Origin of the sequence: Maribacter sp. HTCC2170, assembly GCF_000153165.2 — a bacterium.
GTDB lineage: Bacteria > Bacteroidota > Bacteroidia > Flavobacteriales > Flavobacteriaceae > Maribacter_A.
Genome location: NC_014472.1, coordinates 2,508,475 through 2,525,348, shown reverse-complemented (window position 1 = coordinate 2,525,348; position 16,874 = coordinate 2,508,475). Strand labels below are relative to the sequence as shown.

The 16,874-nt window shown below is 33.2% G+C and carries 14 protein-coding genes; 13 read left to right on the top strand and 1 reads right to left on the bottom strand.

Annotated elements, in window-relative coordinates:
• Positions 1 to 109: 109 nt before the first annotated feature.
• The 4 genes from murJ (at position 110) to FB2170_RS11060 (ending at position 5,979) form a co-directional block, all read left to right on the top strand.
• Positions 110 to 1,477 carry a murein biosynthesis integral membrane protein MurJ gene (gene murJ, locus FB2170_RS11075; protein ID WP_013306645.1) on the top strand — a complete coding sequence of 456 codons (1,368 nt, stop codon included), beginning with the start codon at positions 110 to 112 and terminating at the stop codon, positions 1,475 to 1,477.
• A gap of 530 nt (positions 1,478 to 2,007) precedes the next feature.
• Positions 2,008 to 3,762: an Ig-like domain-containing protein gene (locus FB2170_RS11070; RefSeq protein ID WP_013306644.1), complete on the top strand. Its 1,755-nt coding sequence runs from the start codon at positions 2,008 to 2,010 to the stop codon at positions 3,760 to 3,762.
• A 147-nt stretch (positions 3,763 to 3,909) separates the two neighbouring features.
• Positions 3,910 to 4,872, top strand: coding sequence for an ATP-grasp fold amidoligase family protein (locus FB2170_RS11065; protein ID WP_013306643.1), 963 nt, complete (start codon positions 3,910 to 3,912; stop codon positions 4,870 to 4,872).
• A 3-nt stretch (positions 4,873 to 4,875) separates the two neighbouring features.
• Complete coding sequence (locus FB2170_RS11060; protein WP_013306642.1) at positions 4,876 to 5,979, top strand: glycosyltransferase family 4 protein; 1,104 nt, start codon at positions 4,876 to 4,878, stop codon at positions 5,977 to 5,979.
• Here FB2170_RS11060 and FB2170_RS11055 read toward each other — a convergent pair.
• Positions 5,976 to 7,064 carry a sugar-transfer associated ATP-grasp domain-containing protein gene (locus tag FB2170_RS11055; RefSeq protein WP_013306641.1) on the bottom strand — a complete coding sequence of 363 codons (1,089 nt, stop codon included), beginning with the start codon at positions 7,062 to 7,064 and terminating at the stop codon, positions 5,976 to 5,978. The genes FB2170_RS11060 and FB2170_RS11055 overlap by 4 nt on opposite strands.
• 186 nt (positions 7,065 to 7,250) lie before the next feature.
• On the opposite strand from FB2170_RS11055, the gene FB2170_RS17575 reads away from it, so the two are divergent.
• From FB2170_RS17575 to FB2170_RS11010, 9 genes are all read left to right on the top strand, one after another.
• Positions 7,251 to 7,841, top strand: coding sequence for an acyltransferase (locus tag FB2170_RS17575; RefSeq protein ID WP_013306640.1), 591 nt, complete (start codon positions 7,251 to 7,253; stop codon positions 7,839 to 7,841).
• A 524-nt stretch (positions 7,842 to 8,365) separates the two neighbouring features.
• Positions 8,366 to 9,295, top strand: coding sequence for an ATP-grasp fold amidoligase family protein (locus tag FB2170_RS11045; protein WP_013306639.1), 930 nt, complete (start codon positions 8,366 to 8,368; stop codon positions 9,293 to 9,295).
• A gap of 330 nt (positions 9,296 to 9,625) precedes the next feature.
• On the top strand, positions 9,626 to 10,480 hold the full coding sequence (locus FB2170_RS11040) for an O-antigen ligase family protein (RefSeq protein ID WP_158306092.1): 855 nt from the start codon (positions 9,626 to 9,628) through the stop codon (positions 10,478 to 10,480).
• 42 nt (positions 10,481 to 10,522) lie between these two features.
• Complete coding sequence (locus FB2170_RS11035) at positions 10,523 to 11,461, top strand: ATP-grasp fold amidoligase family protein (protein WP_013306637.1); 939 nt, start codon at positions 10,523 to 10,525, stop codon at positions 11,459 to 11,461.
• A 2-nt stretch (positions 11,462 to 11,463) separates the two neighbouring features.
• The gene (locus FB2170_RS11030; protein ID WP_013306636.1) at positions 11,464 to 12,540 is read left to right on the top strand and encodes a glycosyltransferase; all 1,077 of its coding nucleotides are present in this window, start codon (positions 11,464 to 11,466) and stop codon (positions 12,538 to 12,540) included.
• A complete protein-coding gene (locus FB2170_RS11025; RefSeq protein ID WP_013306635.1) occupies positions 12,533 to 13,702 on the top strand; it encodes a glycosyltransferase in 1,170 nt (389 codons plus the stop codon). Before FB2170_RS11030 ends, FB2170_RS11025 begins: the two co-directional genes overlap by 8 nt.
• Positions 13,703 to 13,737: 35 nt before the next feature.
• Positions 13,738 to 14,511, top strand: a complete 774-nt coding sequence (locus tag FB2170_RS11020; protein WP_013306634.1) for a formyl transferase — start codon at positions 13,738 to 13,740, stop codon at positions 14,509 to 14,511.
• Positions 14,508 to 15,482 carry a polysaccharide deacetylase family protein gene (locus tag FB2170_RS11015; protein ID WP_013306633.1) on the top strand — a complete coding sequence of 325 codons (975 nt, stop codon included), beginning with the start codon at positions 14,508 to 14,510 and terminating at the stop codon, positions 15,480 to 15,482. The genes FB2170_RS11020 and FB2170_RS11015 overlap by 4 nt, the downstream gene beginning before the upstream one ends.
• A 171-nt stretch (positions 15,483 to 15,653) precedes the next feature.
• Positions 15,654 to 16,802: a glycosyltransferase family 4 protein gene (locus FB2170_RS11010; protein ID WP_041633180.1), complete on the top strand. Its 1,149-nt coding sequence runs from the start codon at positions 15,654 to 15,656 to the stop codon at positions 16,800 to 16,802.
• Positions 16,803 to 16,874 lie beyond the last annotated feature (72 nt).

Genomic DNA, 16,874 nt, shown 5'->3' with positions numbered 1-16,874 from the left:
CATATCTTAAGTTCTTGAATTGCCCAAGAAAATAGATTGATGAATGTACTATTAACAAGCTTTATTTTGGTAGCTACCACCAAATTATTATCTCATTTAAGCAGAAAATATGTGGGGATTGATAAAAAATAGGCTTACAGAACTTGATTTAAAAAATCTTTTTCAAAAGCGGGTAATACAGAATATTTTAACTGTAGCCACGATTACTCTGTTTTTAAAAGGCATAGGGTTTTTTAAAGAATCGATAATTGCAGCAAATTTTGGTTTATCTGAAGTATTGGATACATTTTTTATTGCCTCTTTAGTGCCCGCCTTTATTTCCAATGTTTTTATCGGTGCCTTTAAAAGTGTATTTATACCCAATTATATTGCCGAGCTCAAAACAGGCAATAGCATTGCATCTTTTCAAGCTATGGGATTCTTTATTACCGGTCTAGTATCTCTAGTCTTTATGATTTTTGCAATTTTATTTACCGATGTCTACTTGGAATTGGTATTTCCCGGTCATTCATATGAATATTATTCCCAAATAAAAATGCAATTTTATTATTTAATGCCCTGTATTTTTCTGTGGGGGTTCTCGTCTCTTTTGGGCGGACTTTTAAATATTGACGAGGAGTTCAAATTGACATCCTATTCAAGTATTTTCGTCCCAGCTGCAATAATCTTGTGCATATTTCTCTTGGATGACTTATTGGGCAATATGGTTCTAGCAATCGGAACCTTAATAGGTTCCACGCTTACATTTCTATTTTTATTATGGATTAGTATTCAAAGGAAAATCATACGTCTGGACTTTCCTGATTTTTCCAACACTAATGCTAGGCTAATGTTTGCCCAAGTACCTGCTAAAGTTTCATCTGGCTTTCTGACCGGAATGAACAGTGTGGTAGATCAATATTTTGCCGCACAATTGGCTGTAGGATCTATTGCGGCAATCAACTATGGTACAAAAATGCCTGCCTTTCTGGTTAGTCTCTTGTTAGTAGCCCTAACCAACGTACTGGTCCCGTATTTTTCTAAAATGGCAATGGAAAATAGACGACAGACTTTCTCTACCGTTTTTAAAATGTTCAAGTTCATGTTTATTGGGGCAAGTATTTGTGCTCTAGTCGGTATCCTAATGACTGATTTTCTGGTAGAGCTCTTTTTTCAGCGTAAAGAATTTACTTCTGATGATACTATCCTAGTTTCCCATATTCAAAAAATATTTTTGATTTATGCACCATTTACCGTTTCGGGAATGATCTTAGTTAATTTCTTGACCAGTATCAATAAAAATGCCTTTATGGCCTACCTTTCTTTTGGCGCACTCATTCTTAATATTGTCTTAGATTACCTTCTTATGATGCAATACGGAATACTAGGAATAGCCTTTGCGACTACATTGGTAACAATCACTAAAGGATTTATTTTATTCTTTTATACTTATAATCTTAACAAAAAAGAAAAAAATCAAAATTTAAAGGATATATAGATAATATTCATTAAACATAAATATTTTTTTATATAAAGTAGTTACTTCTTTATTTATGCGTCCGTAAATTAAAATCAATCCGAGTTTCAAGATTATAATCAATAACATACGAAACGCACTTAGACTTACGTCAAAACCACTTTTTGATGATAAAACAATTCAAATCTTGTTTCATCCAAATAAAAATAACAATTTTTTATTTGGACCAGTCCCCAATAATATGCAACAAATCTTGAGATTTAGGTATAAAAGTGACCGTTCATCGAATTTATTCTTAAAAAAAGAATAAAGCCTAGATGAAATAATCCAAAAATAGGTTGAACTACGTATTTATGCCGATGATTATTTTTAGTGCTTGTTTTATCATGAATTTTCAAATTCATTTAAACATTCATCGATGAACAACACTTTTTTTTACGCAAATATTGTAATTCATCGAAAATCAGATCTATTTCAACGATGTAAATTATATTTTAAATAGTTTTGTTAAATCCAAATCGTTTATCATTTTACTTAATTATACAATCCCCATGAAAATTAACAGCAAGATTCCCCTACAAGTCCTGTCACTTTGTTTTATTCTAATTTTCCATTATTCCTGTTCAAAAGATTCTGATTTGTTGACGGATTATGTCACCTCAGAAAATATGGATACTTCGGATATTGGCCTATTAATAATAGATGATACTTATTTCATGTCAGCAACTAGCAATGTTACTCTAGATGTTTTGGCCAATGATACCTTTGAGAATGAAGAAGAAGTTAATATTACAGAGACTTCTTCACCTTCAAATGGAACTGTAGCAATAAATGACAATAACACGATAACTTATACGCCAGATTCAGAGGTAATTGAACAAGTTTCTGACACCACCAATAACGAAGTAGTGGAGGTTGTGGACACATTTACTTACACTACTGAAGTAGTAAATGAAGATGAGACCGTCAGTACGGAAACAGGTAATGTTACAGTAACTGTGACCGAAGATCCAGACAAAACATTTATGGGTCAATTAAAAGCTTTTCCAGGTGCTGAAGGTTTTGGGAAAAATGCTACTGGGGGTAGAGGTGGAATCGTGTACCATGTAACTAATTTAAATGATGATGGTCCTGGAAGTTTAAGAAAAGGTATGGAAGATGTGGATGGTGCTAGAACCATTGTTTTTGACATCTCTGGACAAATAAATCTTGAAAGTAGAATCTATACTTTTCCATTATATTCTAAAGGGAGTAGTGAAAATAGGTTAACGATAGCAGGTGAAACAGCTCCGGGGAGCGGTATTACCATTGCGAACTATGGCATAACTATTAGAAATGGTAATGTTATCATGCGGCATTTAAGAATAAGGCCAGGTTCCAATAATGGGCAAGATTCACCTGATTGTATTTCCATTACACCTCATAATGGCGATGATGCAAGTAATATTATAATAGATCATTGTTCTTTGTCTTGGTCACAGGATGAAAATATTGGAATAGAAGGTCAGTCAGGTAATCCAGTCTCTAATGTGACGATTCAGAATTGCATCATTTCAGAATCTTTAAATGCTTATGCAGTTTTGGTAGGGAGAAATGTCAAGAATCTCTCCATGCTGAATAATTTATTTGCCAACACCGGGGATAGGAATCCCGAGCATAGTTATGGAGATGGTTCCTCATTTGAATTTAACAATAACATTATATACAATTATAAAAGAGGCGTTACGATACCCTATGGTATTGGAAAGTTTGATGCGATAAATAATAAATTCAAAGTAAAATCTGCGCCTGCCACGTTTAATTATTATTATGCAAGAAACAATGTCGAAAATCCGACTGGTGATGCCGATGACGGTGTTATTCATCAATCTGGTGGGATTACAGAGGGAACACCTTACGGTGAAATGAGTACAAATTGGGAATCTTGGAACCAATCAAGTCCAACAATGTCATCTCTATATTCCCCAACACCTGCGAGTGATCTTGATGCTAAATTACTAGGACATATTGGTGCCAACTACACTTCAAATGGAATGCTCTTTGATGACCCCGTTGATAAAAGAATACTCTCGAATTATGAAAATTCTGCAGGCAATTTTATTACAAATGAATCAAGTGTAGGTGGTTTTCCTAGTTTAAACTCTATAAAGAGGCCGGCAAATTATGATACCGATGGTGATGGCATGGCAGATGCATGGGAATTGGAACAAGGATTAAATCCCAATGATTCTGGTGATGGCAATGATGATCGTAATGGCGACGGCTATACCAACCTAGAAGAATTTTTATTTAGTCTGGTGCAATAACTATTTGTTTTTATCATAAAAAATTAAAGGGAAGGCTTAATTAAGCCTTCCCTTTTGTAGTACAACAAAAGATTTAAGACTTTGGTCTAATTCATTCTAAATTTCAGGATTGAACATGTATCTTCACATTTTCTAACTGAAGTTTTTATGAAAAAAGTCATTACATTTTACTATAAAAATACGTACTGGGGGTTTTATTTACTAAGGCCAGTAGCTCGATTTTACCAATTCTTTTTGCATAAAAAGTATCTTTCACCACAAGCCTTTACCAAACAAAGGTTTAAAAAAAAATTCGGATATCCTTTAGACTTGGATAACCCCAAAACATTAAACGAAAAAATTCACTTTTTAAAGCTTTATTACACCCACCCTTTGGCTACTCAAATCGCGGATAAATATGCCGTAAGAAGTTTTATACAAGAAAAATTAGGCAAAGATTATTTAGTGCCATTGGCTTATACCACGACTAATCCAAAAAATATAATACCTGAGAATTTACCTGATTATCCATGTATCATTAAAACCAACCATAACAGTTCAGGGGGTATAATGATAAGGGATAAAAATGCTAACCATAATTGGGCTCAAATTCAGTCTACCTTACGTTGGAATCTATCAGAAAACTTTTACTGGGATGGAAGAGAACGACAATATAAGAACATCGCTCCAAGGATTGTTGTTGAGAAGTTATTGTTGGATAAATCCGGGAATACTCCAGCCGATTATAAAGTACATTGTTTTAATGGGAAAGTAAGAATGATAAATGTGGATATTGGCAGAAGTACAGAAAATCATTATAGAAACTGGTACAATGCATCTTGGGAACGGGAACCTTACAAATGGACTTCAGAACTAATGAATGACAAGGAAACCAATCCAAGCAAAGAAGATGTTCCAAAACCAGAAAATCTTGATAAAATCAAGGAATTGTCTGAATTTCTTTCTTCTGGGTTCCCGTTATTGAGGGTTGATTGGTATATAAATGAAGGAAGATTATATTTTGGAGAACTCACCTTTCACCATAATGGCGGTTTTAGACCTATTGTTCCCACTATTTGGGATAATAATTTGGGCAGCGAACTCAAATTATTTAATATAAAAAATCCTTGATTCTTGGTTAAGTCGAAAATAGCTTTTGTTATACCATCTTTATATTCTGGTGGAGCAGAAAGAGTAGTAAGTACATTAAGTAATGAATTGGTAGGTAAATATGAAATTACAATCATCACCTTTACCGAAATTTTACCGTTTTATGAATTAGATTCACGTATACAAGTAATTCCCTGTTTAAAAACAATTTCCCCTAGTACTAATAGATGGCAAGGACTCAAAAACAATTACCTACTCTATAGAAGAATTATGCAAATTGTTAAAAAAAATAACATAAAGTTATTGATAGGGTTTATGACAAGTACAAATATTTTGACAGTCATAGCTGGTAAAACTTTAGGTATACCCACGATTATAAGTGAACGAATCGACCCAACGAAATCGCAAACTAAAACCATTCGGAAAAAGCTCAGAAAAATTGTTTATCCCAAAGCAAATATTCTAGTAGTACAAACCCAACCTATACTTGAGTTTTTTTTGAGATGGATTCCGAAGCAAAAACTGATTATTCTACCCAATCCACTTTCTGATTCTTTAACGGAGGCAAAAAAAAGATATTCCGAACCAAAAAAGGAAAATATAGTCCTGAATGTTGGCCGTTTAACCAAGCAAAAAGGGCAAGAAATGCTGATCCGCACTTTTGCGAAAATAAACCCTAACAATTGGAAATTACAATTGGTAGGTGAAGGTTCCGAAAAAGCGTTTTATAAGCAGCTTATCATTGACCTTGATATGGAAAATAAAATTGAGCTATTGGGACTTCGTAAAGATGTTGCGGAGTTATATCAAAAGGCCAAAATATTTGCTTTTCCATCCCTTTTTGAAGGTTTTCCCAATGCCTTGACAGAAGCCATGCACCTCGGTCTTGCATGTATATCCACAGACTGCCCTACAGGACCTTCTGAGTTAATTCAGGACGGTATAAATGGTTATTTAGTACCATTAAGCGACCAAAATGCCTTTGAAGAAAAACTGGCTAGTCTAATTAATAATCAAACCCTAATTAAAGAGTTTTCAAATAAAGCACCCACTGCTGTTAGTCACCTAGAATCTCACAATGTTGCAAAAAAATGGGATGAATTAATCAATAAGGTAATTTTACGCTAATCTGATTCTGATAGTCTTAACCATAAAGGCAACAATTTGCCCAATACCGGGCCATTATTAAGTTGATGAAAGTTTATATCCTGACCCCAAACATTAATTTCAATTAAAACTATATCCGATTTATCATCAATGGCTAAATCCCAAGAAATCATTCTAAAAAAAGGAATTTTTTGGTGTAAATTAATAACAGTACTTTTTATTTTATCCATAAAAGGTAATTGTACACTCTCAAATATTAATCCATTATCGGCCTGATGAAATTCCTCCCCAGATAACTGGAATCCAATTGGGTTTAAATTGCCTTCGGAATCTACACCACACGAAATACCCCCTGTTGAGGAATTGTCGGTGAGGGTACCATTACGTCCCATGCGGATAATAGTAGACAACAAATGAACTTCTGAATTATCTAGTATAGTACATACACGAAATGTATTTAAAGAAGTTGTATTAAACTGAGCCATCAGAGGATGTTGAGTTACACGTTCTTGAATTATAAAATCTTTCTTATAACCGTCAAATAGTTGCTGAATCCATATGCCATCATCGATTCCAACATTAGAACCTGTAAAAGCTCGAACGTTTTTGCCCCCACCAGAATCTACAGAAGGTTTAATGATCATTTCATCTACATTGTTACACAACTCCATTGCTTTATGAATACTTATGATTTTATCATCTGACTGAAACAAGCCGTTTATATTCTTAACGACTGTAATAGGCTGCTTTACATCCTCAAACAATAAATCGAGTAGGTTTTTATCGGACAAAGCAGGTATATAAGTCTTATTATTTAGGCAGGGTTCAATTTCTGTATAAAACAGGGACTCTGGAATATAATCTGCCCCAAAATGGTGATTGCAAGAAGTATAAAATCTATGCCATTGAACACTTATCTTTTTTTTACAATATTTTTGGTAAACAGAATTTATCCTCCTAATCTGTTCACTTTCGAGCACCCTAGACCGCCGCTCATTGTTTAACTTTTTAATCTTCTTGTAAAGGATTCTATTATAGAAAAACTTGCTTAATGGAGCAATTATTCTATGTTCTACTTTTCTCTTAAATCTTAACAAATATTTCATCTAGGATTGTAAATTAAAGTGATTTTGTTTTTATAGCCTAAAATACACTATTATCCCACTTTTTATCAATTTCATCCTATATAATTCACTTAGTAAATCAATTCATTTAATTTTACTATATATGAAATTTCATATGAGTTTACCTTTTTCCATTAGTTAGCGGCAATTAGAACAAGACTTGAAAAAATGAAAATAACACCTAAAAAATTATTCTACTTCTTAAAGAGTAAATTACTTCATTATCATTTGAAAAGCGCTAATATAAAATTGAGGGGGAAAGTTGTTTTTGAAAAAAAACCTTTATTAGATATTCATGAAAATGCAACTTTGATAATAGGTGATAACGTATTAATAAACTCTCAAAACAAAGGGTATCATGTAAATATGTTTAATCCTTGTAAATTGATTGCAGATAGACCTAATGCAATTATTGAGATTGGCGACAATACACGTTTTCACGGGAGTTGTATCCATGCTTACAAAAAAATCAGTATTGGAAAAAACTGTTTAATTGCTGCAAATTGTCAGATAATTGATGGGAATGGACACGACATTTCATTTCCAAATACATCGAACAGAATAAATACGAGAGGAAGCAGTAAAGAGGTTATTATTGAAGATAATGTTTGGTTAGCAACAGGTGTAATTGTTTTACCAGGTGTGACTATTGGAAAAGGAAGCATAATTACGGCCAATAGTGTTGTTCATAAGAATATTCCTTCAATGGTAATTGCTGGTGGAAATCCTATAACCGTTATAAAGAAATACGATAAATGACAACAAATTGCAACGTATAAAAACAATAGCCAAAATAGTATTAATTTCGCGGAATGTATTCTGCTTCAACTTTTTAATAAACTAGTAATGCACATTTTATTATAATACTACTTACTGAACTGAGCAATTATACTTGCTCTATTTTACTTTTAATTCTTAACAAGTATTTCATCTGGATAAGTAAATTAAAGTGCTATAGTTTTATCTGACCTAAATTTCACTATTATCCCACTTTTAATCAATTTCATCTTATATAATTTACTTAGTCAATTAATTCAATTAATTTTACCACGATAAATAATCTATGAAAATAACCCAACATTGATTATTAGAGCATTTTTCTTTTACAACACTTTATAAAAAGATTATTATTTCTTAAAAATCTAAATGTTTAAGAATGATTGTTTTTCAATTTAGATTATGAATTGCTTGTTTTTTCCATTAATTATACATCCTATTAAAAAATGTTGGACTCTTGAAGGTATTGTTCAACATATTTATTATTATACTAATCTACCCATACTATGCTTAAATTTATAAATTACATATATCATAAGACTTTGTTTGGGTATATTTTAAGATACGTTTACTATACCTTAAGATATTGGCTAGTTCCTGATAAAACACATCAACAGATTCGTTTTAAAAAGAAACATGGGTATAGACTTAATCTAAAAGACCCAAAAACACTTAATGAAAAAATAGTGTGGTTAAAACTGAACCATAAGACTCCCTTACACACCCAATGCGCGGATAAATACGAAGTAAGAAAATATGTTGCTGAAAAAATAGATGAAGCATATTTGGTTCCTCTTTATTATGATACTTTTAATCCTGAAGATATTGTGCCAGAAAATTTACCCGACACTCCATGCATAATCAAGGCCAATCATGACAGCAGTGGCGGTATTTTTGTTTATGATAAAAATAATGTGCCCTGGGAAAAGGTTCAAAAGAACTTAAAAAAAAGGATGGCCAGAAACTATTATTGGAATTCAAAAGAATGGCAATATAAGAACATTAAACCGCGAATTATTGTCGAAAAATTATTGTTGGATAAAAAGGGTCAAATACCTTTCGATTATAAGTTACATTGTTTTAATGGTAAAGTACGAATGATCCAAGTTGATATGGGAAGGGGAACTGAGGAACATTGTCGAAATTGGTACAATACAAATTGGGAAAGGGAACCCTATAAGTGGTCCGCAAATAAAGGAAATGGTGTCTTTACAGACCCTACTGATCAAGAAATTCGAAAGCCAGAAACTCTACAAAAAATGATAGAACTTTCACAGGTTTTGGCAACTCCATTTCCCTATGTGCGTGTAGATTGGTATGATGTGGATGGGCAATTGTACTTTGGTGAATTAACCTTTCATCATGATGGTGGTATGCAACCCATTTTACCAAAAACTTGGGATGCAAAACTTGGTGCAGAAGTCATCTTAACCTAAGGAGTGTCCAAGGCATTAAATAATTGATTGTAATAATTATTACAGCAAGGGTAAATTAAAATGATTCTAGGTTTATTAAGATATTTAATACTTTTCCTTATAATTGGCAATATGCCGGCTTATATGCTTGTCTACTTTGGCCCTAGTTATGGGTCGGCAGCTAGCTATTTGACATCTTTTTTACTTATAGTCTATTTTGTGTTTGTGAAATCATGGTCTAGACCCTTATTTCCTTTTTTATTATTAGGTATTCTATATTTTACGCTCGGGGGGGTTAACTACGTGAAGTATGATCCAAGCAATTATTTTTTAAAGGAATTTCTTAGATTCATGATTTTAGTTGTTTGTGCCCCTGAGGTATTGAAACGTACCAAACATAGAGATATTTTTTATCTAGCTCTTGTTGGGGCTTTTAGCGTTGTGGTCAATGCTATGGTCTTCCCTGAAAGTAATATGATTCATGGGTTGGTTATAGGTCGATATAGTGGTTTTTATTTAAATCCTAATTCGGCCGGTACAGTATGTCTAATAGGTTTTGCACTTTCATATTCCATAAAATCTATAAAATGGAGGTATATGGGACAATTTGCTTTTACCCTCGCCGGACTTTTAACTTTATCAAGAACCTTTATAGTAGTATGGCTACTCATAAATATCTTTGCCATTTATCGTCAAAAAAGAAATGTTTGGGTCCCCTTTATTGGAGCTGCTGTTTTGGTTCTAGTATTGACTTTTACAGATCGTACAATATTCGCTGCGGATCGTTTTGAAGCACTTAGTAGTTTTTTTGATGAGGGTCCGGTAAAAACCAAAACAATAAAACATGATAGTAGGACAGCAACTTGGGCACAGTATTATCCACTAATTTCAGAAAAACCGCTTTTAGGTCATGGTTTTGGATCCTTTCAAACAAAGGAAAATAATCTACCAGGGGCCCACAATGGTTTTTTATTGGTTATTGGGGAAGCAGGTATAATCCCTTTCTTTCTCTTTTTAGGGGTTTATATCTATTTACTGGTATGCAGCCTCAAAATTTTTAAGCAATACCCAGAAATTCTTTATATGTGTTTGGTACTAATTCTGGCCCTAATGGCAAGCCATACTTATTTTACTAGTTACTTCATTGTATTCATGTCAATGTACTTATACATAAAACTACGTCATTACCGTGTTCCCCATACTTAAAGATATTATTTGACGTTTGAAGATTACGGATTATTAAATACAATGTTTTCAATATCAAAATACTCAAAATTGAACATTACAGACTTTTTGGAAAAACTAAGGGTGCTTAAACCACTAAAACATCTATTTTTTATTACTATTCCCGACAAGCAATTTGTTAAAATAAAGTTCAGATGGCACATGGGTTATTCTTTAAATTTAAAAAACCCCAAATCCTTAAATGAAAAAATCAATTGGTTAAAGCTTTATGACCGCACACCATTACATACGCAATGCACTGATAAATATAAAGTTCGAGAATACATAGCCAGTAAAATTGGTGATAATTATTTGGTTCCACTATATTTTAAGACATTTAACCCAAAAGAAATATTACCTGAAAATCTCTCAAAAACTCCCTTCATCATAAAAACAAATCATGATAGTGGTGGTGGAATATTTGTTAAGAACAAAAATGAAATAAATTGGGAGCAAGTTCAAAACATTTTTGAAAATCGACTGAAAACCAATTATTATCTACGTTCTAAAGAATGGCAATACAAGAACATTCAACCTAGGATTATTGTTGAAAAATTGTTAGAAGATAAAAATGGTAACATACCTTTTGACTACAAAGTGCATTGTTTTAATGGCAAGGTTCGAATGATTAGTGTTGATATGGGGCGTGGCACCAGTGAACATCATAGAAATTGGTATTCGGCCGACTGGAAAAGAGAACCCTATAAATGGTCTTCTCCAAAGGAGAATGGGAAATTTACTGACCCAAGTGAAATAGATGTTGAAAAACCCAGGTCACTTGATGAAATGATTAAGCTTTCTGAAATACTGGCCGAAGACTTCGTTTATGTAAGAGTGGACTGGTATGACGTAGACGATAAGCTCTTCTTTGGAGAATTGACATTCCACCATGATGGTGGGTTTAGGCCTATTTTACCTAAAATTTGGGATGAAAAACTGGGCAATGAATTAAAATTAAAATAGTAATGCCGAAAAAAATCAAAGTTTTATTTATTATACCTAACCTTATGGCCGGTGGTGCGGAAAGAGTCATTAGCTTCCTGGCCAGGAATCTAAACTCTGAATTTTTTGAAAGCAAACTTATTGTAATCGGGTCAAAAAACAATATAGCCTATGATATTTCTGAGATAAACACCACATTCCTTCAAAAGGAACGTGTTTTATACTCTATACCCGCATTAATTAAAACTATAAGAAAAGAAAAACCTCAAATTGTTTTAGGCACGGTATTACACCTTAATGCAATTCTGAGTTATATTTCCTATTTATTTAGAGGTGTTGTATTTGTTGGGAGACAAGCAGGAATTTCCAAAGTAAGTTTTCACCAAAATCATGAATATAAAAAATCATTGTTTTCTGTCCCTTTAGAAAAGGTTTTAAAGAGATTAGATTATGTCATTTGCCAATCGCAAGATATGGCCCATGATTGTATCGAAGAATTTAATGTCGAAAAAAGTCGAATTAAAGTCATTCAGAATCCGATTACAGATAATTTCAAGATAAAGCAAGTACTTAACTCTACTGAAAACAAAGTATATAAATTTGTTACAGTAGGAAGGTTGGCAAGGATTAAAGGGCATCAAAGAATTATCAAAATCTTATCAAAAATCAAGGTGCCGTTTGTTTATACAATTATTGGTGATGGCCCTTTGAAAGATGAGATTTTTAATGAGGCAGAAAGATTGGGACTTACTGATAACATAAAGCATATTCCGTTTACCAATGAAGTAGCCGTTCACCTTAGCGAAAATGATTATTTTCTACAAGGGTCTCTATCTGAAGGTTTTCCCAATTCCTTACTGGAGAGCTGTGCTGTCGGAACGCCAGTATTGGCATTTGACGTTCCTGGGGGCACCAAGGAAATAGTTGAAAATGGAATTAACGGTTATTTGGTAAATAGCGAGGAAGAGTTTTTGGAACGACTAAACAATCTACCTTCTTTTGATCCTACATCAGTTTCAGAATCAGTATTTAAAAAGTTTGCAAAAGAAATAATCCTAAATGAATACGAGTCCTTTTTCCTAAATATAATTGATGAGTGATAAAGCAAAAAAAAATAAATTAGCCATTTTCATATATTCCTTTTCAAACGGTGGTGCGGAACGGGTAATGTCCTACTTGCTCCCTTATTTAAAAAAAAAGGGTCGAGAGGTAGTACTTGTGCTAATGAATGATAAATTGGGCTACGTAATTCCAGAAGATGTTCCTGTTTATTATATAGAGAAATCCAAAGGAGATGAACCAGGAATATTTAAATTTTTAAAACTGCCGTGGTTAGCATGGAAGTATGCTCGTTTATTGAAGCGGCTTCATATCACACACTCTTTTAGTCTCTTAACAAGATCTTGCTATATTAATATTATGGCACGTTGGTTTACTAAGCATTCATTCAAACTAATGGTTAGTGAGCGTAATTACCCTAGTTTACAATATGGCTATGGAGATATGCAAGGTAAAGTCAATACCTTTTTGGTAAAAAAGTTGTATCCAAGAGCAGATCTGGTCATAAGTAATGCTAAAGCTAGTGAAGAAGATTTAGTTCAAAATTTTAATGTTGACCCTACCAAAACAAAAGTCATTTATAACCCAATAGATCTGAAAAAAATAAATGCTATCTCCCCTATTGACAATTTTTTCGATCCTAGTTTTTTTAACACTATTAGTGTAGGTAGATTAGAAAAGGTAAAGAATCAAAAATTGTTAATACATGCCGTAAAATCATTAGATAATGTAAGGCTTTATATTTTAGGAGATGGAGAATTAAGACAAGAACTAGAAAAAGAGATAACCTTAAATGGTTTGGAAGAACGAGTTTTCTTAATGGGATTTGAAACCAATCCTTATAAATACCTAAAAGGTGCCGATCTCTTTATTTTTGGATCTAACCATGAAGGCTTTCCAAATGTCCTATTGGAAGCTATGTCCTGTGGCCTCCCTATTTTAACAACTAATTGCAAATCTGGTCCTGATGAAATAATGGAACTTAATGATCAACAAGACAATGAAATTATGGTTACGCCATATGGCATTCTTGCACCGGTGGAAAATTCACATCTTCTACAAAAAGGATTACATCATTTTATGCAAAATCACGATTATTTACGTTCTTGTAAAGAAAATGTATTAAACCGTGTAAAGGTTTTTGACAAGGAAACTATTCTAAATGCCTATGAAATGACTCTGCTAGTTGAGAATACAAAATGATAAGCATAGTTTAATTATTAATGTAAAATTCAAGTATGAAAGACACCAAAATAGTGCTTTTAACTTCAAATGGTGAATGGGGAAATATCATGTATACTTATTTACAAAAAAATTATACCTTGATAGGAGTTGTTTTGGATTCCGCTCCTCGTGGTTGGGCAATGAAAATGATAAAGAGAAGAATTAAGAAACTAGGAATTCTCAAAGTTTTTTTACAAATCATCTTCCAAAAGGGGTTTGTTCCTCTTCTAAATTTGGAAGCTAAAACAAGAAAAAATGAAATTTTGTCTGAATTGAAGATAAAATCTCTATCAAACTACAATGATCTATACCTTCCAAGCTCCATAAACGATTCTTTGGTTATTGATCACGTCAATAACTTACAGCCCGATGTTATAATGGTTTGCGGCACTGGAATAATAAAGAAGCATATAATTGATGGCTTAAAAGCACCAATGATAAACATCCATGCGGGAATTACCCCTAAATATCGTGGTGTACATGGTGGTTATTGGGCTTTAGCTAACAATGATGCGAAAAATTGTGGAGTAACGGTACATTTAATAGACCCTGGAATAGACACTGGTGGAGTTATAAGTCAGAGGACAATAATACCCAATAAAAATGATAATTTTTGTACTTATCCTTTCCTACAATTACTTGAGGGGTTACATTGTGTCAATGAAGCAATATTAGCAATAGAAACAAATAATCTGAAAATTAAACCGCGCGTTTCAGAAAGCAAATTGTACTATCACCCTACAATAACTACATATTTATACCATCGAATTTTTAATAAAATTAAATGAACGGAAAACTTGTCATATCTCTCGATTTTGAACTCCATTGGGGTGTATTTGATATACTTTCAGTCAACGACTATTATGAGAATCTTAGAAATACCAAGGAGGCTATCTATAAAATGATAAAATTGAGTAATGACCATAATGTCAGGTTAACCTTCTCTGCTGTAGGCTTTTTGTTTGCTAAAGACAAAGAGCACTTACGAGACTATATTCCAGAACTACAACCTAGTTATGATAATAAAAAATTAAATCCATATATTTTTTTGGAAACTATATCCAAAGACCTGGAGACTTATAATTTTTACTTTGCGAGTGATATATTAAACAAAATTTCGTCCGATAAGCGACATGAAATAGGTACACATACCTTTTCGCATTATTACTGCAATGAAAATGGTCAAACAGAAGAACAATTTGATGCAGACTTAGAAGCTGCAAAAAAAATCGCAAAAGCAAAAGGTATTCAAATAAAAAGTATAGTATTTCCTAGAAACCAAGTAAAGCTTTCCTATCTAAATACTTGCATAAAACACGGTATCACTTCATATAGAGGAAGGGAAGTTGGGATGGCATATAATCCAAATAAATTTTTGCCGACAATCATAATAAGAGGCTTACGGTTGTTGGATAGCTACTTGAATATTTTTGGAAGTAGTACATACCCTGTTGAACAGTTGAGGCGAGATCAAGGAAAATGTCTTAATTTACCTTCGTCCAGATTTTTGCGACCTTATAACCCCAGGCTATCTTTCATAGAAACACTTAAAATAAGAAGAATTAAAAACGCTATGACCCATGCTGCGAAAAATGACCATCTTTATCATCTTTGGTGGCACCCACACAATTTTGGAAAGAATTTAGATAAAAATATGAAAATATTGAAAATTATTTTCATGCACTACAAGAAGCTTAATAAAGAGTATAATTTTGAAAGCGAAACAATGACATCGTTAACAAGTAAACTTCCTATCTGATTTTATAAAATGGTCAATTAATTACTGTTCGGCTTATTCAATTAATAAAAGAGAGCCTAAACATCTTGCATCTTGCGGATATAAAGTGTGCAAACGTGCTCAAGATTTCAAACGCGAACATATTCTTGAGATTTCTACGATAGAACTCCAGACATGAAACACAAAACAGTCATGAAAAAAAAACTAATACGCACAGCTGCCATTCCAGAATCATTGATGGGATTACTTACTGGTCAACTAAGGTTTCTTAATCAGTATTATGAAGTAGTAGGTGTGGCATCAAATGGCAAGGCATTACAACATGTAGAGGAAAAAGAGGGCATCCGTACGGTGGCGGTCAATATTGAACGGGATATCAATCCATTTAAAGACATGGTTTCACTTTACAAACTGTATAGACTGTTTAAAAAGGAAAAGCCTTTTATGGTGCATTCAATTACGCCTAAAGCTGGTCTTTTATCTATGGTTGCAGCCTATTATGCTAAGGTGCCTCGGCGCATACATACTTTTACCGGTTTGATATTTCCGACGCGTAGTGGTTTTATGAAGTGGCTGTTGTTGTTGTTTGATAAACTAATTTGTTTTCATTCTACCCATATTTTCCCTGAGGGTAACGGAGTCAAAAATGATCTTTTAAATTTCAAGGTCACAAAAAAACCTTTGAAAGTCATAGGACATGGTAATATTAAAGGTGTGGATTTAAAATATTTTGACCCCAGTATTTTTGACCAAGAAAAGATTCAAGGTATGAGAAGAAACAATCGGGTTTCTACTACTGATTTTGTTTTCGTTTTTATCGGGCGATTGGTCAATGATAAAGGCATCAACGAACTGGTGAATTCCTTCGAAAATTTAGCGGAATCTCAAACCAATGTTAAATTGCTGTTGGTAGGCCCCCTAAAAGGGGAATCAGATGTAATACCCGATAACATATTGCATAAAATAGAAAATCACAAGGACATTATACATGTGGGACCGCAAAAAGATGTAAGGCCATTTTTAGCCATGTCTGATGCTTTAGTCTTTCCTAGTTATCGAGAAGGCTTCCCTAATGTGGTTTTGGAGGCTGGTGCAATGGGATTACCCTCTATTGTAACTGATATCAACGGTTGCAATGAAATAATTACTGAAGGCCAAAACGGTGTAATTATACCTTCAAGGGATGAAGCTGCCTTACATAAAAATATGAAGACTTTTGTAACAGACCGTAACTTAGTCAACACATTGGCTGCAAATGCTAGGCAGATGATTGCATCAAGATTCGAAAGAAACTTTGTTTGGAAAGCAGTTTTAGAAGAATATAAGCTGATTGTATCATAATTGTGCTGGTATAAGTTCAATTAGCTTCTCAATACTTTGATATAATGGGAATTTATTAATGCTATATAGAGT